Annotated in this window: 13 protein-coding genes; 7 read left to right on the top strand and 6 right to left on the bottom strand. The window is 33.0% G+C overall.

What is annotated here, in order from left to right:
* Positions 1 to 449 precede the first annotated feature (449 nt).
* Positions 450 to 2,648: an alpha-galactosidase gene (locus tag CLU81_RS17590; protein ID WP_099711005.1), complete on the top strand. Its 2,199-nt coding sequence runs from the start codon at positions 450 to 452 to the stop codon at positions 2,646 to 2,648.
* 142 nt (positions 2,649 to 2,790) lie between these two features.
* On the opposite strand, the gene CLU81_RS17595 is transcribed toward CLU81_RS17590, so the two are convergent.
* Together CLU81_RS17595 and CLU81_RS17600 are read right to left on the bottom strand one after the other, a co-directional pair.
* The gene (locus CLU81_RS17595) at positions 2,791 to 3,360 is read right to left on the bottom strand and encodes a hypothetical protein (RefSeq protein WP_099711006.1); all 570 of its coding nucleotides are present in this window, start codon (positions 3,358 to 3,360) and stop codon (positions 2,791 to 2,793) included.
* Between the two features lie 75 nt (positions 3,361 to 3,435).
* Positions 3,436 to 3,852, bottom strand: a complete 417-nt coding sequence (locus CLU81_RS17600) for a hypothetical protein (protein ID WP_099711007.1) — start codon at positions 3,850 to 3,852, stop codon at positions 3,436 to 3,438.
* 1,440 nt (positions 3,853 to 5,292) lie between these two features.
* On the opposite strand from CLU81_RS17600, the gene CLU81_RS17615 reads away from it, so the two are divergent.
* From CLU81_RS17615 to CLU81_RS17640, 5 genes are all read left to right on the top strand, one after another.
* Positions 5,293 to 6,963 carry a T9SS type A sorting domain-containing protein gene (locus CLU81_RS17615; RefSeq protein ID WP_099712797.1) on the top strand — a complete coding sequence of 557 codons (1,671 nt, stop codon included), beginning with the start codon at positions 5,293 to 5,295 and terminating at the stop codon, positions 6,961 to 6,963.
* A 71-nt stretch (positions 6,964 to 7,034) separates the two neighbouring features.
* Positions 7,035 to 14,987 carry an S-layer family protein gene (locus CLU81_RS17620; RefSeq protein WP_099711010.1) on the top strand — a complete coding sequence of 2,651 codons (7,953 nt, stop codon included), beginning with the start codon at positions 7,035 to 7,037 and terminating at the stop codon, positions 14,985 to 14,987.
* Positions 14,988 to 15,021: 34 nt separating this feature from the next.
* Positions 15,022 to 18,540 (top strand): DUF6443 domain-containing protein, encoded by a 3,519-nt coding sequence (locus CLU81_RS17625; RefSeq protein ID WP_099712798.1) that lies wholly within the window; start codon positions 15,022 to 15,024, stop codon positions 18,538 to 18,540.
* 853 nt (positions 18,541 to 19,393) lie between these two features.
* On the top strand, positions 19,394 to 19,828 hold the full coding sequence (locus CLU81_RS17635) for a hypothetical protein (RefSeq protein WP_144444518.1): 435 nt from the start codon (positions 19,394 to 19,396) through the stop codon (positions 19,826 to 19,828).
* Positions 19,829 to 19,979: 151 nt separating this feature from the next.
* Positions 19,980 to 20,312 (top strand): hypothetical protein, encoded by a 333-nt coding sequence (locus tag CLU81_RS17640; protein WP_099711013.1) that lies wholly within the window; start codon positions 19,980 to 19,982, stop codon positions 20,310 to 20,312.
* A 126-nt stretch (positions 20,313 to 20,438) separates the two neighbouring features.
* On the opposite strand, the gene CLU81_RS17645 is transcribed toward CLU81_RS17640, so the two are convergent.
* Together CLU81_RS17645 and CLU81_RS17650 are read right to left on the bottom strand one after the other, a co-directional pair.
* Positions 20,439 to 20,993, bottom strand: coding sequence for a porin family protein (locus tag CLU81_RS17645; RefSeq protein ID WP_099711014.1), 555 nt, complete (start codon positions 20,991 to 20,993; stop codon positions 20,439 to 20,441).
* Between the two features lie 88 nt (positions 20,994 to 21,081).
* The gene (locus CLU81_RS17650; protein WP_099711015.1) at positions 21,082 to 22,236 is read right to left on the bottom strand and encodes an AraC family transcriptional regulator; all 1,155 of its coding nucleotides are present in this window, start codon (positions 22,234 to 22,236) and stop codon (positions 21,082 to 21,084) included.
* Positions 22,237 to 22,569: 333 nt separating this feature from the next.
* On the opposite strand from CLU81_RS17650, the gene CLU81_RS17655 reads away from it, so the two are divergent.
* Complete coding sequence (locus CLU81_RS17655; protein WP_099711016.1) at positions 22,570 to 22,959, top strand: hypothetical protein; 390 nt, start codon at positions 22,570 to 22,572, stop codon at positions 22,957 to 22,959.
* 185 nt (positions 22,960 to 23,144) lie between these two features.
* Here CLU81_RS17655 and CLU81_RS17660 read toward each other — a convergent pair whose 3' ends face one another.
* Positions 23,145 to 24,137: an energy transducer TonB gene (locus CLU81_RS17660; RefSeq protein ID WP_099711017.1), complete on the bottom strand. Its 993-nt coding sequence runs from the start codon at positions 24,135 to 24,137 to the stop codon at positions 23,145 to 23,147.
* A 53-nt stretch (positions 24,138 to 24,190) separates the two neighbouring features.
* Complete coding sequence (locus tag CLU81_RS17665; RefSeq protein ID WP_099711018.1) at positions 24,191 to 24,910, bottom strand: hypothetical protein; 720 nt, start codon at positions 24,908 to 24,910, stop codon at positions 24,191 to 24,193.
* Between the last annotated feature and the right edge of the window lie 12 nt (positions 24,911 to 24,922).

The raw sequence follows: 24,922 nt of genomic DNA on the forward strand, positions 1-24,922 counted from the left end.
TTTTCCTTTAATACTTAAAATTCTCTTTTCAATTATCAAAAGTGGATAATATAGTATCAGAATAAAATTTCTTAAAAATTGAGTATTGTTTCAGAAAAAAAAGCTTTTTGCAATGCTCGAAAATAAACTGGTAGGTACAGGTATGAATGAAGGTTCTGTTGTTATATTTTTGAATTTCAATTTTTCTTAAATTAATAAAATAAAGAAAGAATAGAGCATGCTACATTATGAATTCAATAATATAATTGGTTAGATTTAAGTAAAATAATATTGAAGCTCATTTTTGTAAATTGATTTTTAATGCCGTTTAAGAGCTGTTTTAGGTATAAAATTTAGTGTTGTTTTAAAACAAATCAGCAATGTTTTTGATTTAGAAAAGAATGCCAATTCCAAAGAATTTTACCAACTATAAATAAGAAATAACCACAGAATATTATCAAATAAATTTTATGAAAAGAATACTATTTCTATTAGCATTTACAACTCTGTTTTGTAAAGTTAATGCACAAGAAAGCCAAATTCAGATCGAAACTCAAAATACAGCTCTGATTCTAAAAGCGGCAAAAAATGGCATACTTTATCAATCGTATTTAGGAACGAAACTCAAAGATAATTTGGCTTATAATACACTTTCGAAAGAAAATACAAAGTCATTTGTCATAAACGATGGAAATCCTTTGGTAAATCTTAGACATCAGACATATCCAACCTATGGAACAGAAAATTTGTTTGAATCGGCAATTCGAATGACTCATAATGATGGAAATCCTTCTTTGGAATTAAATTATGTAAGTCATCGTACCGATAAAATTGATGCAAATACTACCGAAACTATTATAAAACTAAAAGATCCGGTATATCCTGTAGAAGTTACGCTTCATTACAAAGCTTTTTATAATGAGAATATTATTGAGCAATGGACAGAAATTGTGCATCACGAAAAAAAGCCAGTTATGTTATACAATTATGCATCGTCGATGTTGCATTTTGATGCCGATCATTATTGGTTAACACAATTTCACGGAGATTGGGCAAAAGAAGTTCGCATGCAGGAAAGCGAATTAACCAGCGGTACAAAAGTAATCGACTCAAAATTGGGAGTTCGCACAGATATGTACCAAACGCCGGTTTTCTTTTTATCGCTTAACGAAAAAGCCAACGAAACTTCGGGAGAACTTATTGCAGGAACAATTGCCTGGTCCGGAAACTTTAAGTTTGCTTTTGAATTAGACAATAAAAATTCCCTTCGAATAAGTTCCGGAATCAATCCGTTTGCTTCAGAATACAGCCTGGAATCTGGAAAAGCATTTACAACGCCATCTTTTATTTATACTTTTTCGAATAAAGGAAAAGGGCAGGCGAGTAGAAACTTACATACTTGGGCAAGAAAATACGGAGTTAAAGATGGAGAAAAACCTCGCTTGACTTTACTAAACAATTGGGAAACTACATTTTTTAATTTTGACGAAAAGAAACTAACAGACATGTTTGCCGATTCAAAAACATTGGGCGTTGATATGTTCTTGTTAGACGATGGCTGGTTTGGGAATAAATATCCAAGAAGTGGCGATAAATCTGGTCTTGGAGATTGGCAGGCAACAAAAACAAAATTGCCAAACGGTTTAGGTTTCCTGATGCAGGAAGCAGAAAAAACAGGAGTAAAATTCGGAATCTGGATTGAGCCTGAAATGGTAAATCCTAAAAGTGAATTGTATGAAAAACATCCGGATTGGGTTTTGAAATTACCAAACAGACCAGAAAGTTATTATCGTACCCAATTGGTTTTGGATTTATGCAATCCGCAAGTGCAGGATTTTGTATTCAAAACAGTAGACGATATTATGCAAACCAATTCGGGTGTAGCCTTTTTTAAATGGGATTGCAACCGAATGATGACAAACGCATATTCGACATATTTAAAGAATCAGCAATCGCATTTATTTATCGAATATACCAAAGGTTTGTACAAAGTCTTAGACCGAATTAAGACCAAATATCCAAATTTGCCAATGATGCTTTGCGCCGGTGGAGGAGGCAGAACGGATTACGGATTCCTGAAATATTTTACCGAATTCTGGGCAAGTGATAATACAGATCCGTTCAACAGAGTATTTATTCAATGGGGATATTCGCAATTTTTTCCTGCCTTTGCGATTTGTAATCACGTAACTTCATGGGGAAATCAATCCATTAAATTCAAAACCGATGTCGCGATGATGGGCAAGTTAGGTTTTGATATTAATATAAAGGAACTTAAAGAAAAAGAACTAAAATATTGTCAGGATGCAGTTGCCAATTACAAGCGATTAAGTCCCGTAATCTGGCACGGAGACATGTATCGAATTGTCTCGCCTTATGACGAAAGCCGCGCCGTATTAATGTATGTAAATGAAGCAAAAAGCAAGGCAGTATTGTTCTCTTACACGCTTCATCCGCTTTATGATCCACAATATAATTTGGTTCGTTTTCAAGGTTTAGATCCAAATAAAACCTACAAAGTCGATGAAATAAACCTAATGCCCGAAGCAAAGAAAACTCTCGAAGAATCCGGCGAATCCTTTACAGGAGATTATCTAATGAATGTTGGTTTAAGAGTTTCTTCGTCTAAAGTCGAATCCAGCGTAGTCCTGGAAATTACAGAAGTTTAATTAATTAGTTTTATTGTTAAAAAAGCCTTTCTATGAAGAGATTCATTTGAAAGGCTTTTTTTGTTGGTTGAAATTTTAGAAAGTCAGAGAAGTTTGCGTAGTATTTTGTCAGAAAAACTTTGGAGAGGGAAGGATTTATAATTTAAAGATAGTTTTCCCAAATTTTATATAAATCATACAATCTTTTGCCATCATATTTTTTTCTAGCCAATCCCCAAGCGGTGCCCATTATTACCAATATAGGATTTAGTTCTAATTTTCCAAATTTTGGTACTACCATATGGCCATTATTCATGTCTTTTTTACTTTTAGAAAAATATTGTTTCCATATTAATTCTTTATGTGTATAAATAAAAACCTCTCCAAAATAAAGCCCTATATCTACAATTAGAGAACGAGTTTTAATTGATAGATCCCAATCTTCTATTTCTATATAATTTGGTATTTGGGACCTTTTATTAAAGTATTGTTCTTCTGTAAGTTTCACGGTTTCTAAATTTTGATAAAACCATCTTCCTAGCTCATTTAAGGAATTTGGTGTAAAATCTACATTCCAATCTTCAAAGCTTGGTGTTGTTTTTACTATTTCTATTAAATGATTTATTCTGTCATCTTTGTTTTCTTTAAACCAAATTCCATATAGTTTTAGTTCCTCTTTAGTTTTATTATCAAACTGATAGTCTATAGGTAAATTCTGTATTGTTTGATACATTTTTTTAATTTTTAGGTATAATAAATATGATTTGTGGCGTTAAGAAAAGGATCTAAGTCTAATTAAAAGTAAGGATTAGTTATAGGTTATTTTACCTAATAATGGAATTGAGTAAATCCAATAAAAAAATAGAATTAAAATAATTACTACCCAGACTATGATACCGCCAATTCTATTTTGTTTTTTTGACAATTTATCAAAGTTAATTACAATAGCTTTCCATTTATTTTGATAGACAAATAAAAACCAATTGAGAGCACTAATAGCAAAAGCAAATACTAAAGTTGAAATGTCTATAATTGAATTTGATGATTTAAGTGGAATATTGAAAAGATAATGATATGATATTTCTATTGCCGAATAACTCCAGATGCTTAATGCCAGCATTGTTACATAAGCTTTCCATTCGCTCCACCATTTTGAATATATTGATGCTTCATAGAATCGATACAATTTATAAAAGAAGTACTGATAGGCTTTTAATAAAATCATAATTTTAATTGCTTTTGTTCAATTTTACAAGTGGAAGTTAATACTTATATAAACACTGATATTAAGAAAACAAACAAACTGAAAATCATAAATCTAATCATGTATCGTCCATTATTTGCCCTATAAGTAGCGAGCAATTTTTCATATCTTTTGTTATAGAGTATTAAAAAATAATTTATGATTATAGAGGGAATAAAATAGAGTACAATAACTTCTAATTTGTGATCTAAGCTTTTCATGGTATAGTTTTCAGGATATATTGAAAAAGTAATATAGTCAGGTAAAATTTTTTTAATGAAGATACTTAAGGATATAAGTATCAAACCTAAAAATCCGGATAAGAACATTATAGTGTTAAACTTCCAGTCTTCTTTGTTTATGTTTTGAGATTTAAAAATAGTGTCAACACATATTTTATAATAAATTTTCAGCATTTCTTATTTTTTATAATGACAATATGATAAGCAAAAGGATTCTATTCCAGGCATTAGTATGGCTCAAGAATAAGTCTTCTGAAAAAAACAAAAGCCTATAAATTAAGGGTTTTGTTGTATTCTTGTAAATTGTAATTTTTATGAAAATTTGATAAGCAATTAATACCTTTTTTAAAAATAAGTCCCGTTAGCAAGATAGACGGCGGTCATATAAAAAATAAGAAATGTAGTCAAAGAATATAAAACCCCAATTAACGCCATTCTTTTGTTTTTTCCTTTATACAAGCTTTCATAAAAAGATAATATTCGTTTGTAGTTTTCTCTCTTTAAAAAATAATAGCTACATATAAAATACCAAATTAAAAAAACTGATCCAATCAGGTATTTTAATAAGAGATTATAAGGGAATAAACTAAAATAACCTTTTGGAGAAATATATCGTAGTAGAAACAAAATCATTAAAGAATGAGTTGATAATAAAACAGAAAAAAATATCGCTGCCAAATTCTCATCTTTTTCTCCCACTCTTTTTATTGATGCAAACATCCTGAATAAACAATAATATAAATAATCAAATATTCTCATAATTTTCTTTCAATGTTTTCCTGTAAAAATATACGAATTTAATTTTCCTCTCTCTGAAGTCTTCTTTTGAAAAGCTGCGCTAATGTTTCTGACTTTTCACAATTATTTTATTTGAACTTATAAATCTAATAAAGTCTCCTGACTTTTTTCTGCTTGATTAAATAATAATACAAAAAAAGTTTTACGAAATCTGAAGCTTTGTCATAATTAGTCTTAAATGAGACATTCTCGAGCCATTCTATAAGTTTAATTCAAAAAAAGTAACTAGGTTGATAACTTTTATCAGCCTTAAAGTGGCGTCTTTGCTCATGTTTTTTTGAGGGTTAAGGAAATTATTTTCAAAATGTGGAAACCCGTAAAATTTTAACATACTCATCGTCTAGATTTGCAGCCAAAAAACAGTTTGAAATCTAAAATGCGTATGAAAAAACTTTACCTACTCCTTCCTCTTTTATTGCCATTAATTACTTATTCTCAAGATATTCTTTGGGAAAAATCATATGGAGGACAACATGCTGATTATCTTTTTGACGCACAGCCAACAGCCGACTATGGTTTTATTTTGGCAGGAAGTTCATTATCTAATAAAACAGGAAATAAATCAGATGATAATCATGGAGATCTTGATTATTGGGTGTGGAAAATGACTGAAAAGGGAGAACTTGACTGGCAGAAAAGTTTTGGAGGAAGTGGATTTGATTTACTTCAAAGTATCAAAAACACAAAAGATGGTGGATTTATTCTGGCAGGAACTTCAAGTTCAGGAACAGGTTTTCAAAAAGCAGAAGATTGTAAAGGACTTACTGATTTTTGGGTTATAAAATTAGATGCTTCCGGAGCTGAGCAGTGGCAAAGAACAATTGGCGGCAATGGCTCAGATGAATTGTTATGCGCTTTTCAGACCAGAGACGGAGGTTATATTTTAGGAGGATCTTCAAGCTCCAGCCCTGTCTCTATTTCAGATATTAAACCTGATGCAAAGTCCCTGACAACTACCAAAGCAGATTTGTACAGTAAATCAGAAAAAAGTCGAGGCAACATGGATTACTGGGTTGTAAAATTGGACAAACAAGGTGTTATTGAGTGGCAAAAAACTTACGGAGGAGAATATGCAGACTTACTAAGAAGTATGGAGCAAACAACAGACAATGGTTTTATTCTGGCGGGATATTCCACTTCATCACGATCTGGTGATAAAACGGAAAGCAATAAAGGAGTTGGAGATGTCTGGGTTTTAAAAATAAATGATGTTGGAGAAATAGAATGGCAAAATTCTTATGGAGCAGAAGGTGATGACCAGCCTTATGTAATTCACCAGACAATTGATGGCGGATATATTATTGGAGCAAATTCAAACAGTACAAACCCACTTACTTCATTGGGAGGAATAGTTGGAAGCGGCACTGATTATTGGGTTTTGAAACTAGATGAAGAAGGAGGAGTTGTATGGAGTAAAACCTATGATTTTGGAAAAGTGGATATTTTGACCTCATTGGTAGAAAACAAAGATCATACGTATTTAATTGGCGGATATGCCCAAAGTGAAAGAAGAGTTCCAAGAGAGGGAATCGTTGGAAAATTAACCAATGTGGCTGTCAAAGAAAAAGACGGAATCAATGATTATATCGCCTTAAAGATTGATGAAAAAGGAGAGGAATTGTGGAATAAAACCGTTGGAAGTGCAGGCGAGGATATTCTTAGAAAATTGATAGAAACCCGCGATGGAGGATATTTGATGGCAGGAACGTCTAATTCAGGCGCTTCAAAAGATAAAAACTCCAATATTGGGGGTAGTGATTTTTGGGTTGTAAAGTTGAAAGACAAAACAAAAATCGAAAAAGTTAAATCAAGTATAGAAGCCATTCCAAATCCGGTATCGACATATACAAATGTTATTATAGGTTACGATTTTACTTCAGGAACAGCCAGTGTTGTGGATATGACAGGTAGAACGCTTCAAAATTTCAGTATTTCAAGCAGGACAGTACCGGTTGATTTAAGTGCCTATGCAGAGGGAATTTACATCATCAATATTAAAACAGATGTAAAAACAGAATCTGTAAAAGTGATAAAAAGAATAACAAGTAAATAAGATATAATAGAATTACAAAAATGTATATAACAACTATAAAAAGTCAAATTAAAATCTTTTATTTTTTAATAATGATTTTACTGACTTCTATAAAAATTGTAGCACAAACTACACCAGGTGACGGATTCAAAGCTCCAGATTTTACGCCAAAGTCTCCTGAAGCATCAGCTTTTTTAAAATATGGAGAATACCCTGTTGATCTTTCTACGGGAGTACCTGGTATATCTTTGCCCGTCTATAGTATTAAAGTTGATGATCTTGAAATTCCAATATCTTTAAGTTATCATGCTTCAGGAATTAAAGTCAGTCAGGAAGCGACTTGGGTAGGTTTGGGATGGAACTTAAATGCAGGCGCTCAAATTATTTTAAATTCCAGAGACAGCGTTGATGAAAGTGATGCAGAAATTGATAACACACAAAGAGATCCGGCATTTATAAAACAGTTTATGCTTGATCATCCTTATGGGTTTACGAACACTCTCTTAAAAGAATACGAAAAATCGAGAGTAAAGGATGTTTATTCTCTTTCATCACCTACCGTAAATGGGAGTTTTTATATAGATAAAGGTAGTCCAGTAATTTTTCCACCAGATGCTTTTAAGGTTGAAATAGGCGGTGATGGAATTCATATTGCAAATTTTACAATTACAGATAAATTAGGAAATAAATATCTTTTTACAGGTACTGTCGAGAAATCAGTAAGAGCTTTAACTCATCATGATGAGTATACAAGTGCGTGGTATGTTGATCAAATTATAACTTCAAAAAATAATAAAATAAAATTTACCTATCAGGATGATGGTGAAATAATTGACTACAGTGAATCTGAAAGTATCGGAGTAATCGAAGAAGGGAAAAATTGTGGATGCAGCCTGGGCGCAACTCAGACACAACTTATTGGACAAATTAGAAAAAGTAATGAAAATACAACTACAACTACAAAAAAGATAAAAGAAATTACATTTAACAATGATCAGACTAAAGTAGAATTTGAACTCAAGAAAGGAAGGTTGGATTTGGTAAATCAAAATGGATATCTTGATAATATAAAAATTAGCCAAAATACTACTGATGGGTTTAATCTAGTAAAAAAGGTATTTTTTGAGTATTCTTATTTTAATGCAGATCAAACAGGTACGGATGCTTACAAATATAAAAGATTAAAACTTGATAGAATGTATGAATTAGATCCTTTAGCCGGGCATGAGTTTATATATTCAGATATAAAGCTGCCCATAAAAGATTCGAAATCACAGGATTTTTTTGGATATTATAATGGAGTTTACAATTTTAGTCTAATTCCTGAACATATTATCACTGATCCGGAAAAAAAAACAGTTGGTTCTGCCAGAAGGGAAGTCAATCCGGCAACTATAGAGGCTGGGATTTTAAAAGAGATTCATTATCCTACCAAAGGGTTAACACGTTTTAATTATGAAACAAATATGTTTTATGGTATTGATCAATTAAATAAATACGTAATACAAAAAAGAGAATCATCACTTACCGGTGTAAGTGATGCAGACAATCCAGCTCCACCACAATTACCGGATGCAGATGGAGAACATGATTATGAAGGACAAAATTGTATTGCCGGCGATTGTTTGAAATATAAAGCTATTTTTTTCAGAATAATAAATCCAAAAAGTAATTTTTTAACCTATACGGTAACAAATAACGGGAGTACTGATACTAAAGATATAAAATATAAATACTGCAGGATTTATGTTTATTATGATGGTTTACTCTATGATTCAGGAAAAATAAATGAAAAAAGAACAACAACATTGTCTTTGGCGTTAAGAGGTGGAGATTATAGTATAGTCTTAGAATCTTATGGTGCTGATATGAGAATTGATGCATCCTTAAATTACACTGACGAAGATTTAACTCCTAAAAACATAATATCTTCAGGTTTAAGAATCCAAAGCATCGAAAGTTATGATTCAAACAATACGCTTCTTTTGAAAAAAGCATACGAATATAATGATAAAGATAATAATACAATAAGTAGTGGAAATCTTGTTAATAATTTAGGGGTTGATTTTATTTCTAATTCATTTGCAAATTTCACACAAGGAGTATGCGGAACAGAAGATAGTGATCCTAACTTTCCTAAAATTATTCCTAAGGTAGATTATACAAAAGGTTATTACATAAATTCCAGATCTAAGCAGGGATTTGAATCTAATTCTGTGGTTTACAGATATGTCAAAGAAATTTCTACAAATACTGCTACATCTGAAAAAATGTATACTGATTATGAATTTACTACTGATGCGGATTGGTTTCGATCTGATATTGGAATACAAGCAAATTTAGGATTCCGAAGAGGTAAAATTTTAGAAAAAAAGGATTTCAGAACAGTTGGAAGCAAAACCTATGTTGTTAGAAAAGAAAAAAACACTTATTTCGATGATAATTCAAAAATAGCTTATATAAAAGGTTATAAATTAACGCGAAGATCATTTATTGATGTGAATGAGAATGCAAACCCACAGCAGCAACCGGAAATTTTGTCAACATTATGGGATTGTCAAGTTCCTCAGTCATTATCAAGTTCTTATGTTTTAGCAGATTATAATATTCCAATTCCGTGGTTTTATCAAAAGACTTCAGAAGTGTCAAATTATTTTTATAATGATTCAAATAGTTTAACAGGAACACTAGTAAGTACAATAAATTATAATTACAGTAATCCGGCTCACTTGCAGTTAACATCGCAAACTACTGTAAATTCAAATGGACAGACATTAGAAACAAAATATAGTTATGCATCAGATTTAGAAATGGTAGGTAAACCATTTATAAATGAATTAAAAGCAGCAAATATGATTGGTATTCCTTTAGATGTACAAACTTCTAAGGGAGGAACCAAAGTATCTGAGCAATTAACCATCTATAATAAGGATGCTTCTACGAGTAATATACTACTTCCTAAAGAGGTTTATTCGGCTAAATTTCCTAATGTTTTGCCTTTAGTTCCCAATATAGGAAACCTTGAAAAAAAAATCACATATGATCAATATGATGATCGAGGTAATATTTTACAATATACTCTTGAAAGCGGAACGCCGGTTTCTATTATATGGGGTTATAATAAGACACAACCTATTGCTAAACTTGAAAATGTAATATATAGTACAATTCCCCCGGAAACAATAACAAGTTTACAGACACTCTCAAATGCTGACAATGATAATTGTTTGTCTGGAAATTGTACAGAACAATTATTACGTAATGGGTTAAAAACATTTAGAGCATCACTTCCGGATGTTTTTATGTCTACGTATACTTATAATCCACTTGTTGGAGTGACAAGCATTACAGATCCCAAAGAAATAACTTCTTACTATGAATATGATTATTTTGGTCGATTAAAGTTTGTTAAGGATAAAGATTTGAATGTTCTTGAAAAATATTGTTACAACTATAAAGGGCAGCAGATTGATTGTAGTGACAATAGTTCTACAAGTGTGATTTTATATAAAAGTATCGCCAAAAGCGGATCGTTTACTAAGAACAATTGTGGAGGTGGCGTGGGATCAAGTGTTGCCTTCAGTCAGGCTGTAGGTGCTCAGACTTCTACAATTTCTCAGGCCGATGCTGATAGTAAAGGACTTACTTTGTTTAATACCAACGGACAGGCTAATGCTAATAGTAATGGTACTTGTACTTTTAGCAGTATTGCCAGAAGTGGATCTTTTACCAAGAATAATTGCGTTGCGGGAGGTGTGGGATCAAGCGTAGCTTTTAGCCAGGTTGTTGGTGCTCAGACCTCGATAATTTCTCAGGCTGATGCTGATGCTAAAGGGCTTACTTTATTTAATACTAACGGACAGGCTAATGCCAATACTAATGGTACTTGTACTTTTAGCAGTATTGCTAGAAGCGGTTCATTTACCAAGAATAATTGTGCTGCAGGCGGAGTTGGTTCAAGTGTAGCTTTTAGTCAGGCTGTTGGTGCTCAGACTTCAATAATTTCTCAGGCTGATGCTGATGCCAAAGGACTTACTTTGTTTAATACTAATGGACAAACCAATGCGAATGCAAATGGAACTTGTACATTTAGTAGTATTGTCAAAAGCGGTTCGTTTACCAAGAATAATTGTCCTTCAGGCGGAGTTGGTTCTGCAGTGGTGTATACTGTTCCGGCAGGTCAATATACTTCAACAACTTCACAAGCTGCTGCAGATGCACTTGCTCAAACTGATGTTACCAATAATGGGCAAACCTATGCAAACACAAACGGAACGTGTACGTTTAGCAGTATTGTCAAAAGTGGTTCATTTACCAAGAATAATTGCGCTTCTGGCGGAGTAGGTTCGGCAGTTGTTTATACGGTTCCTGCAGGAAGATATACGTCAACAACGTCACAAGCTGCTGCAGATGCATTAGCTCAAACAGATGTCACTACTAACGGACAGACTAATGCTAACACGAATGGAACTTGTACATTTACAAGTATTGTAAAAAGCGGTTCATTTACTAAAAATAATTGCGCTTCTGGCGGAGTAGGTTCATTAGTTGTTTATACCGTTCCCGCGGGAAGATATACTTCAACAACTTCACAAGCTGCTGCAGATGCACTGGCCCAAACTGATGTTACCACTAACGGACAAACCAATGCTAATACAAATGGAACTTGTACATTTAGTAGTATTGTCAAAAGTGGTTCGTTTACCAAGAATAATTGTGCTTCAGGCGGAGTTGGTTCGACAGTTGTTTATACGGTTCCTGCAGGTCAATATACTTCAACAACTTCACAAGCTGCTGCAGATGCATTAGCTCAAACTGATGTTACCAATAACGGACAAACTTATGCTAACACAAATGGGACTTGTACGTTTACGAGTATTGCCAAAAGTGGTTCATTCACAAAGAATAATTGTGCTGTGGGCGGAGTTGGTTCAGTAGTGGTGTATACCGTTCCGGCAGGTCAATATACTTCAACAACTTCACAAGCCGCGGCAGATGCACTTGCGCAAACAGATGTTACGACTAACGGACAGACTAATGCTAACACAAATGGAACTTGTACATTTATAAGTATTGTCAAAAGTGGTTCATTTACTAAAAATAATTGCGCTTCTGGCGGAGTAGGTTCATTAGTTGTTTATACCGTTCCCGCCGGAAGATATACTTCAACAACGTCACAAGCTGCTGCAGATGCACTGGCCCAAACGGATGTTACCACTAACGGACAAACCAATGCTAATACAAATGGAACTTGTACCTTTAGTAGTATTGTCAAAAGTGGTTCGTTTACCAAGAATAATTGTGCCGTAGGCGGAGCAGGTTCAGTAGTGGTGTATACTGTTCTGGCAGGTCAATATACTTCAACAACTTCACAAGCCGCTGCAGATGCATTGGCTCAAACAGATGTTACCAATAACGGACAAACTTTTGCTAATACAAACGGAACTTGTACGTTTACGAGTATTGCCAAAAGTGGTTCATTCACAAAGAATAATTGTGCTGCTGGTGGAGTTGGTTCGGTAGTTGTTTATACGGTTCCTGCTGGAAGATACACTTCAACAACATCACAAGTTGCTGCAGATGCATTAGCTCAAACAGATGTAAACAATAATGGACAAACTAATGCTAACACAAATGGGACATGTACGTTTAGCAGTATTGTAAAAAGTGGTTCATTCACTAAAAATAATTGTGCTGCGGGCGGAGTTGGTTCGGCAGTTGTTTATACGGTTCCGGCAGGTACTTACACATCAACAACTTCACAAGCTGCTGCAGATGCATTAGCTCAAACAGATGTTAACAATAACGGACAAGCCAATGCGAATACAAATGGAACTTGTACTTTTAGCAGTATTGCCAGAAGCGGTTCATTTACCAAGAATAATTGCGCTTCAGGCGGAGTTGGTTCAAGTGTAGTCTTTAACCAAGCTGTTGGTGCTCAGACATCAATTGTTTCTCAGGCAGATGCAGATGCTAAAGGGCTTACTTTGTTTAATACAAACGGGCAAGCCAATGCTAATGCCAATGGAACCTGTACTTTTAGTAGTATTGCCAGAAGCGGATCGTTTACCAAGAATAATTGTGCATCAGGCGGAGTTGGTTCTACTGTAGCCTTTAGTCAGGTAGCAGGCGCTCAAACCTCATTGATTTCGCAAGCAGATGCAGATTCCAAAGGACTTACTTTATTCAATACTAACGGACAAACCAATGCTAATACAAATGGAACTTGTACTTTTAGTAGTGTTGTCAAAAGTGGTTCATATACAAAAAATAATTGTGCTGTGGGCGGAGTAGGTTCAGTAGTGGTGTATACCGTTCCGGCAGGCCAATATACTTCAGCAACTTCACAGGCTGCTGCAGATGCACTGGCTCAAACAGATGTTACTACTAACGGGCAAACTTATGCGAACACAAATGGTACTTGTACGTTTACAAGTATTGTTAAGAGCGGTTCATACACAAAGAATAATTGCGCTGCAGGCGGAGTTGGTTCAGTAGTTGTTTATACGGTTCCTGCGGGAAGATATACTTCAACAACTTCACAGGCTGCCGCAGATGCATTAGCTCAAACAGATGTTACTAATAATGGACAGGCGAATGCTAATACAAATGGTACCTGTACCTTTAGCAGTATTGCCAGAAGTGGTTCATTTGCCAAGAATAATTGTGCTGCTGGCGGAGTTGGTTCTAGTGTAGCCTTTAGTCAGGCTGTTGGCGCTCAGACATCAATAATTTCTCAGGCAGATGCAGATTCTAAAGGTCTTACTTTATTTAATACCAACGGACAAGCTAACGCGAATACAAATGGTACTTGTACTTTTAGCAGTATTGCCAGAAGCGGATCGTTTACAAAGAACAATTGTGCCGCAGGCGGAGTTGGTTCAAGTGTAGCTTTCAGCCAAATAGTAGGCGCTCAGACATCAATAATTTCGCAAGCTGATGCAGATTCCAAAGGGCTTACTCTATTTAATACCAATGGACAAGCTAATGCAAATACTAATGGTATTTGCACTTTTAGTAGTATTGCGAGAAGTGGATCTTTTACCAAAAATAATTGTGTTGCGCCAGCAATTGGTTCAAGTGTAACTTTTAGCCAGGCAGTAGGAGCTCAGATTTCAACAATTTCTCAAGCCGATGCGGATGCTAAAGGGCTTACTTTGTTTAATACCAATGGGCAGACGAATGCGAATACAAATGGTAGTTGTACTTATTATAATGTTGCTATTAGCAAGACCTTTACCAGAAACGATTGCTCGGTTAATGGTACTCCGGGCACATATGTTTACAACGTTCCTGCCGCTAAATATAGTTCTGGTGGTTCACAATCAATTGCAGATGGATTGGCTCAAAAAGAGATAGATGCAAATGGACAAAATTTTGCAAATAATATTGCAGAGTGTACTTTTTATAGTGCAGCTAAATCAGGAGTATTTGTTAAAAATAATTGTACAGGTGGTTTAACAGGAAGTTCTGTTACCTACTCAGTTCCAAGTAGAAAATATAGTGCGATTGGTTCTCAGGCTGATGCTGATGCTTTAGCACAATCAGATGTAGATAGTAATGGACAAGCATATGCTAATACAAACGGAATATGCCTTTTCAAAAGTATTGCCAGAAGCGGATCGTTTACCAAGGATAACTGCGGAGCAAGCGGAACTGGGACAACTGTAGTTTATAATCAAGTAGTTGGCGCTGCTACTTCAGCAGTTTCTCAGGCAGATGCTGATGCCCTGGGGCTTACCAAATTTAATACAGATGGGCAAGCCAATGCTAATGCCAACGGAACTTGTACAGTATCTTTTACATATGAAACTGAATTTGCAGTGCCAACCAAAGAGCTTTCTATCTTTGTTTTTGCCTCTTCTTCAAATCATCTTGGAGCAACATTTAATTTTAATGTTAATTATATACGTATAAACGGGCAGCCTGCAACTCAAGCAGTAAGTGTGGTATTGGCTGCTGGTCAAACTGAAAATACTGTTATACCTGCGTTAGCAGCTAAAAGTTTAGTAAGTGTTGATTTAGTATCATTAATTAAAAATTAAATTGACTTATAAAGAAAATACAAAAGAGAACTTAATGAAAAAATATATACCAATAATAATTTTGTTTTTGGCTGCAATTCCGGGTATAAATGCTCAGACTTTCAGTGATGATAATTTTGTTTACAAAGTAACACCTAAAAAGGCAGTTCAATCGGGTAACTTCAATACGCTGACCAAAGATTCGATTGTTCAAAGTATAACTTATTTTGATGGATTAGGCCGCCCTGTGCAGCCTATAGCAATAGGTCAGGGAGTTGGAGGTACAGATATTGTTACTCCAATTCAATATGATGGTTTTGGGAGGCAAGTAAAAGAATACTTGCCTTATCCAGTAACCAATAGCGGGACAAATTATCCGAGAATTGATACAAATACAGCAATAGCTGATTTAGCCGGAATCTACAGCTCAAAATTTAACGATGCTTCAAACCCATTTTCTGAAAAACAACTTGAAAGTTCCCCATTAAACAGAGTATTGAAGCAAGCTGCTCCAGGCGATGCGTGGGCTATGAATAGTGGTCACGAAATCAAATTGGATTATCAGACTAATACCGGTACTACTGAGGTTAAGTTATACAAAGCAACGGCTACTTGGGATGCGGGATTAGGATTGTATGATATTAGTTTTTCGGATGCTACGGGTTATTATAACACTAATGAATTGTACAAAACGATTACTTATGATGAGAATACAACTCCGGGAACCAAAGTAGGAACCGAAGAATTTAAAAACAAAGAAGGACAGGTAGTGCTAAAGCGCACTTATAATGGTGCAGATCAATTTGACACCTATTATGTATATGATGATAAGTATGGAAATCTGACTTATGTAATTCCGCCAAAAGCAGATGGAACCATAACTCTTGATATTTTAAATGATTTATGTTATCAATATAAATATGATTATAGAAACCGTTTGGTTGAGAAAAAATTACCAGGGAAAGCTTGGGAGTTTATTGTTTATGATAAGTTAGACAGACCGGTGGCAACAGGACCGGCAGCTTCGCCCTTTAAAGGCGATGCTACAATAGGCTGGATGATTACGAAATATGATGTTCTTGGACGACCAATTTATACCGGATGGAACGCTCAGACTGTAAGTCCATCTACTAGAAAAACATTGCAGGACGCACAAAATTCAGCAACCACTTTGTTTGAAACCAAGGCTTTACTGGATATTGATGAAATTGCTACGGGTTATAATAATAGTATAGAACCAACAAATTTCAAACTCTTAACGGTTAATTATTATGATGATTATTCCTTTCCGGATGCTCAGACAAGACCTACAAAAATTATAGGACAAAAAACACTAACCAATGTAAAAGGACTGCCAACAGGAAGCTGGACCAGAGTAGTAACAACCCTTACTTCTAAAGCTGGAGAAACGTCTACAATTTTTTATGATGAAAAAGGAAGAGCTATAAGTACTTATCTTAAAAATTATCTGGGAGGTAAAAACCATACAGATAGTGAACTTGATTTTTCAGGAAAAACCCTAAGCAGCGTTACGGTACATCAACGTCTGGACGGAGGTGATCAAATTGTTATAGATGAAAAATTCACATATTCGGCTCAGGATCGTTTATTAACGCATACGCATCAAATTAATGGAGGAACCATACAACTCATGGCTTCTAATGAATATGATAATCTGGGGCAATTAAAGAACAAAATTGTAGGGAATACTACCGGGAGTCCTCTACAGAAAGTTGATTTTGCTTATAACATTAGAGGCTGGCTTACTGATATTAATGATACAAAGGACTTAAAGCAAGGCACAGAACCTAGAGATTTATTTGCCTTTAGAATTAATTACAATAAAATTGAAGGAAGTACGAGCTATTCAAAAGAACTTTATAACGGAAATATTGCAGAAACCTTTTGGAGTTCAGGTCTTGATGGATCTGGAATTAAGCATGGTTATGGTTATCAATACGATCAATTAAATCGATTAAAAGACGCCTGGTATCAAGAGCCAAAATCAGCGGATTATAAAAATTATTTTGGAGAGAATAACATAGAGTACGATAAGAACGGAAATATTACAAAGTTACTGCGTGAGCGTAAATTAGGGACAAATAATCCTTATATGGATCCTATGGATAATCTGGATTATTTCTATAAAGCAAACACGAACTTATTAATGAAAGTTACGGATAAGTCTAATGTACCGGAAGGCTTTAAAGATGATAGTGATGGTTCTAATGACACCGTAGACGACTACGATTATGACGTAAACGGAAATTTGATAAAAGACGACAATAAAGGTATTACTGTGATTGATTACAATCATCTAAATTTACCTAAGAAAATAACATTTGGCACAAAAGGCAGCATTGAGTATATTTACAACGCAGCAGGGCAAAAAGTACAAAAAACTGTAACAGAAACAGGAAAAACAGCAATAGTTACAGATTATTTAGGAGGCTTTCAGTACAAAGACAATGTTTTGGAGTTTTTCCCAACCGCAGAAGGGTATGTTAAAAATACTGCCAATGTTTTTTCGTATGTATTTCAATACAAAGATCATTTAGGAAACGTACGAGTGAGTTATATTAAAAATAGTAGCAATGTTCTTGAAGTTATTGACGAAAACAACTATTATCCTTTTGGATTGATCCATGTTAGTAACAGCATTTTGCCAGGTACTAATAATAAGTATAAGTATAATGGAAAAGAGCTCCAAGATGATGATATTGGAGGTTCTAAGCTTAATTTGTATGATTATGGAGCGCGTAATTATGACCCTGCACTTGGTCGATGGATGAATATTGACCCTAAAGCTCATGAATATTTTGGAATTAGTCCATATGTTTATGTAGCTAATCGCCCCATAGTTGCAATTGACCCTGATGGTAAAAGAATATATTTTGTTGGTGGCGCAGGTAATGATTCCGATGGATGGGAGTATATAAAAAGATGGGGACAAGCTTTTGAAAAAGTTGGAGTTGATTTTTACAGGGTAAATGCTAGTCATGGGAAAGGCGGTGATGTTTTATTCACAAGTAGATATAGAAACAATGGATACCAACAAGTTACTAGACCTACTAATATGAATAATTATGTTTCAGGACTGTCCCCCTCTCCAGTAGAGTATACTAATGAAACCAGACCAGTCACTGAAAAAACACTTGATGCTACAGTTGCTTTATATAGAAAGCAATTAAAAGATAATCCTCTTGAAGAAGGTGAACAGTTTAATTTAGCTGGATATTCATACGGAAGTGTTTTACAAGCTCAGGCTGCCTTGAAATTGGCAAACGGTGGTCAAGTGATTGATAACTTAGTTTTAATAGGTAGTCCAATTTCGGACAAATCATCATTATGGAAACAACTGAAATCAAATAAAAATATTAAAAATGTAATTCGATATGATATTCAAGGAGATATGTTAAGTAATCCTCAAGATATGTATGATTACATTGAAGGAGGCTATCAAAATAGTGGTGATAAAGGTCATCATTTTGATGCTGCAAGACCAGGTGCAAAAGCAAATTCATTAATTCAAACAATAGTTCAATGGTTACAACAGCAAGGAGTAAAAAATTAGAAAAAAGTATTTTTTTTATAATTTATTTTGTGATAATTTATAGTACATTAGCTGTGATATTACCTTTTTTTATAATGTCATGGTCATGGGGTGAAAAGCTTAATATATTTCAAAATTCAATTATTTATTTTTTTTCAAAACCATTTAACCCGACAAAAAGTTTGTTTTTTATTCTGCTTAATGGTTTTTTTTGGGGAATTATTTTTAGTTTATGTTTATTTATTATTTATCTATTTAAAAATAAAAGCAAATTGACATAGCAATTGGTAATATAGGTAATGTACCAGATGTGCTGGTGGTTAATTATTATTACAGAAAATTAGATATTAATATCGAATAAAAATTAAAACAACCTTCGGGTTGACAAAATCAAAAAAAAGCCACTTCGCAACGGAGTGGCTTTTGCTTTTATAGCACTTTAAAATGTACCAAACTGTTAAAATAGAATTCAAATTAGCCTGTATCTTCTAGGGAATCTCACTAGAATAGAAAAATAGTATTCAGAGTATCTCCCTCCCTGTATCGGCTATTTTACTACCAAATACCCCGCTCTGCAAAGAATTCCTTATAAAAAGCTGCGCAAATGTCTCTGACTTTGCGCAATTTTTTTATGTTATTGTAAATGGTATATTTTTTAAAAGCTTCGATTATAAAACCTAAAACATTTAGCTTATATGATTTATACTAAATTTTAGATACAGTCAGAGACTTTATAATGTTTTCGTTTTTTAGATTAGATTTGTTTTAAGAAGTGGCGCAAAGTCAGAGACATTTGCGCAGCGTTCACGAGAACACATCGGAGAGCTGGGAGAATGGTTAAAAAAGTTAAGGAACAAAAAAAAAAAAAATCATTATGAAACGAATATTATACAGTATGTTGATTGTCTTCTTTTCGATGTGTAAAACTCCCATAATAGAATTTGATAATTCAAAAGATATAAATTTAGCTCCACAAGAAATACTTTTAAAAGATTTAAAGGCAACAGAAGCTAAATATTCTGTATTAATTTTTAGTACGGGATTTGAAAGTGAAAATTTAATTGTAAATAATTGTGATAGTCTAATTTATAAAGGATTAATGGAGACAAATAAAATACAACCCTTTGCTAAGTTGCTTAGAATTGAAAATACATGCAGTACTAAAGTAGAGGATTTAGATATTCACATTTCTTTTGAAATTAAAAAATCTCTTATAAATAAATATAAATTTGTATATGTTCGAAAAGATTATAATAAAAACAAAAGATATACTATAACTTACAGTAATAAATTAAAACGCATCTTATAGACTTATTTATCTCGCGCCCCAAAGTGATACTTATAAAAAGCTGTGAAAATTTCTCTAATCTTAAGTGAAATTGTTTATAAACGGTCATATACGTTCCTCTTTTATCGTAAAAATTTGCAGAACTATGCAATTAAAATAATTAGGATAGTATATGGAAGTTAATGAAACTAAAAAATTAGAGAATCTTAAAAATATAATTGAGAAGTATTTCAATAATTCAAAGTCAGAAAGTAAATCAGAATTTTACACCGCTCAAATCAAGGTTAATTATTATGAACTTGGTTGTGTGATTACAAATATGCTAAAAATGTGCATTTTGGCATTAGAAAATGAAGGACATATAATGTCAAGCACAAACAAAAATCCTGTAAATGTTTCCCTCATTTTAGAAATGGTACTTGAAATGTTTCCTGCAAATGAATTTGATATGTTAGCCGAAATTAATGAGATGGTTTTTGGCTATTCTCAGCTTGTGGAGAAATAAAGATAAAATAATTTATGAGGAAGAATCTCTTATAAAAAAACTGCGCAAAGTCAGAAACATTTGCGCAGGATTAATAATAATAATACCTCTAAAAGCAGGTTATAAAAATGTTGAAATTATTAAGTTTTAGAAAAAGAAATATCCAACAGATACTTGAAATACTCCGTTTTTATTTTTAATAGAAGAATTATCTACATTATTAATATCCGTTAATCCCAGATTATATCTTACACCAAAATTAAGTCCGTTGTCGAGTTTGTAACCTAAGCCAAAATTAACACCAAAATCAACAGTATTAAACGAATCTTTTACGTTTATCTTTTCATTTTTGGCAGCAAGTAAAAAACCTATTTGCGGTCCGGCTTCAACACTAAATCCTTTTGTTAAATAATATTTCCCCATTAAAGGAACGTTCAAATAACTTAAGGCAACTGTATTATCATTGAAACTATATCCCTGACCGGAATACATTAACTCAGGTTGAAAAGAAAATTTTTCTGAAATGGGAATTTCCGATAAAACACCAAAATTAAATGATGTTACGGCATCAATACCTTTAGTATTATCTCCGCTGATATTTGCAAAGTTTAAACCTCCTTTAGCACCAAATTTAATTTTTTGGGCATTAACATTTGTAAAACCTAAAACTGTAAGAACAGCTAGTAATAGCATTTTTTTCATAAAAATTGATTTGAATTATTTGAAGCCAAAATTCACATAAGAAAAACTATAAAAGGTTTCAAAACCTCAAAAATGGATAAATTGGCACCTATTTACAGGTGTTTTTATATTCATTTGGTGTTTGACCGGTAACTTTTTTAAAAGCTTTATAAAAAGTTGTCTTAGAAGTAAACCCGGATTCTAATCCCATTGTCAACAAATTATAATTTTCATATTCAGAATTTGAGATCATTTCCTTGACAGCTTCAACCCGATATTGATTAATGTAATTGGCAAAGTTGTCTCCTGTTATCGTGTTTACAATTAGTGAAACATATCCGGCACTTATGCCTAGTTTTTCGGCGACTTTTTCTCGGTTTAATGTACTGTCAGTATAAATGTGCTGCTCTTTGCAAAGAAGTTCCAGTTTTTGAAAATAAAGATTATCTGCCGTGATAGATTCCTTATATTCTTCCAGAGTACTATTTTCTTCTGTTAGGCTGTTTTCTATAATTTGAATACTGGCAGAGGAAAGAGCTAAATCATTATTTAGAAAATTATAGATGGCATCTTTATTCTTGGCAAGCTTGTATTTGTAAATACCTATATAAGCTGTCCAATGCATTATGAATGTTGCCGATAAAGCCACAACACTCATAATCGAGGAAATGTCCGAATGAAAAAACAGGCCAACCAAATAAGTCGTTAACCAGACAAATAATAGCAAATACATGCTGGTTAATAAGGTAATAACCCATTTTTTCTCTTGAGGATCTTTTAAATGTTTTATCATAAAATAAGAGTAAAGAGGTAGAAACAGGACGATAATAACAGCCATTAAAAGCTGAATCAGCTGAAGTATATTGATTAGGTACATGCAGGACTCAGGAATTTTATAAATTCCTGCTACACTATCAAGAGAGATTGCAAGATTAAGAATACTATTATAGACAAATGGAATATAACACAAATAAGTTTTTTGTCTGTTTTTTACCGCATCATCAATTCGGTTTATAATAAACAGAAATGTGAAAACAGGTAATAGAAATACCCAATCGATAGCGTCTAGAAAACGCACTAAGGGATAGGATGTAAACACATTTTCAATTTCAAAAACATAATTTAGTAAAACGATTGAAAGTGCAAATAATAAGCCTGCCAGATATCTATTTGATTTACTATTGAATAAGGAAGACTTTAAAATAATTAAGCCTAAGACTATTCCCTGAAAAATCGCAATATTTAAAAGTGTGGTATATATCAATTTCTTAAGATAAAAAGTTGTTTTTAAGATTTGTTTTTGGAATATCGTGGTAATTAGTCCTTCTTTAAAACATAGCCTATTTCATACGGATTGATAAGACGAATTTATATTAATACTAATGACTTTCTTAACGGATTAAGAAATGATTAACTAAAAAGCTATATTAGATTTGAGGTAAAATCTGAGACTTTATGAAGTTTTGGTTTTTTAGATTAGATTTGTTTTTAAGGAGTGACGCAAAGTCAGAGACATTTGTGCAGCGCTCGCGAGAACACCTTGAAGAGTTGTGGGAAGTTGTGTTTAATATAGATATTCTAGAAAATTTTGTGAACAATGAGAAAATATTTAATCTTTATAACTGTCATAACTATAGGTTGTGCCAATAATTTAGAAAAAGATCGTCTGTATTTGAAAGAAATAAAAGTAAATAATAAGATTATAGAGTGGTTTTATTATTCGAACGTTGCTTCAACGAGCGCTGATTATGTATTATTATATGATTCAATAAATGATAAAAACGATACTATTGTTAAATCTACGAATATAAAAGATGTTCGTTTCGTAAATGATACAATTGCTTTATATTTTTATGGTAAACCTGAAATTTATGATGATTCTATAATTATAAAAAAACAGATAAATCAATTCAAAATAATAGTTGATACTAATGCTATGCCTACAGGACCTATCCCAAGCAGGAAATCTTATTTAAAAGAAGACTGATAATTTTCTTAGTGGAATAATTATCACTAGTTACTCGAAGAGTTTATTATGAAAAGCTGTACAAATGTCTGTGAATTTGTATAATATCATTTAAACAAAAAAGCTCCAGATTTCTCTGAAGCTTTGTCTTATTAGCGCTTACACAACAATTCTCAAACCATTTTGCAGATGATTTGAAAAGAATATTAATGATCTAGTGATGAATTTATCCTATAAGGTATCGAATAAAGGCATCTTACCTTTTGTCCATTTTGAAGGCCGGGTTTCCATTTAGGCGATAATTTTAAAACTCTGATTAGTTCTTTTCCGCTTCCATAACCAAGATCCCTAAGGATTTTTATATCAGATAAGCTTCCGTCTTTTTCAACTATAAATGTTGAGTAAATTTTTCCGCTAAGATCTTTTTCGTCTATTTTGAATTTTTTATCTATAAAATCCTGAAACTTACTTATTCCGCCTGGAAATTCTGGTTTAACATCTATACCGGCAGCGTTATATACAGTCTCTTCTACTTCATTTTCTACTTTTTCTTTTTGATAAACGACATCCCATTTGTGGTTGTATGTTTTTCCTAAAAAATTATAAGATACCACATCAGAAAGTTTAACAATCCAATATCCTTTAATGTTTTTGAACAGATAATAATTTACGTATGTATAACTGCTATTGCTATTATTAGTGGTATTTTTTGCGGGAATAGCTTCTTTATAGCTTATATAATCTGATACAATTTTTAGGCCTTGTCTTTCAATTACTTTTGAAGTTCTAATGTATAAGTAATTTTTATCGGCTATAAAAGAACTAAAAGTTTCAGTTGAAGCCGCATCGATGCCTGGAATTCTTTGTAACCCGAGTTCTCTGGTGTAATAATATACATTGTCATTGTTTTTGTAATAATTAAACCAAAGCGAACGAAATTTATCACCATTAATATCTGTCAATTTCCCCTGGCAATAAACCTGATTTCCCTTTTTATAAAATCCATAAGCATAATTCTCTGCATCTGGAACATAGGTGTAATCATCTGTACCACAAATCAAATAGGGTTCTGACGATTTTTGCTTAGTGTAACCTTTCGGAATTTTTAAAGTACGATCTCTAATTGCCGTATTAGCTTTTTTGTTTTGACAATTTGCGATAGAACAAATACTTAAGAATATTAAAATTATTGCTTTCATGAATTACTGTTGAAGTTAAATTGGAATGTTTGAAACCTAAGTTTTATGTTCTTTTAGTCTATAGTTCGTACAATTATTTTAACTGTAATTGTATCATTATTATGCCATTTTATCCAGCCTATTATGTTTTTACAATTTTCATTTCCAACAATATTCCTGGCAGGTTCAATTTTTGCCCATTCATTTTTAACATCTGTTACTTTTAAATAACAATGATTATCGACTGTATTAATTTTTGATCCATCTGGCTCATCATATAGAGCTGTTTTATTATTAATATTTATCATTTGGACACTTTGCAGATAATCTTTCCAAGTCTTATAATTGTATTGCTTTTCAGTATTTTCTTCAACTTTAATATATCCAATTTCTTTTGTGGTTTCATTTAAGATTACTTTAAAATATTTAGGATTAGATTCAATCACAGTAAATTTTAAAGTCGTTCCGTAACCGCCTAAGCCTTGATTGACAAGTGCGTCACTTTCGGCTGTGCCTGAACTTGCAGAAAGTGCATAAGGTTTCAGTTTTGTTTTTAAAACATCGGAATTAATTTCAACGCTTCCGCTGTTATTTCCAAAATAAATCTGGTCAAATGTTATAGTGTCGAATACTTCATCAAGATTTTTAGATAAATATATATTTAAGGATTGATGGGAATTAATTTCTAATATTCCGATTCCAATTGGATTTTCTTTTTCAATTTCGAGAGGTTTATTTTGTGACGTACAAGAAATAAATAGCAACGAAAATAATAACGGAAATAGTTTTGTCATGGTTAATTGTGT

Origin of the sequence: Flavobacterium sp. 9, from assembly GCF_002754195.1 — a bacterium.
In the GTDB taxonomy this organism is placed as follows: Bacteria; Bacteroidota; Bacteroidia; order Flavobacteriales; family Flavobacteriaceae; genus Flavobacterium.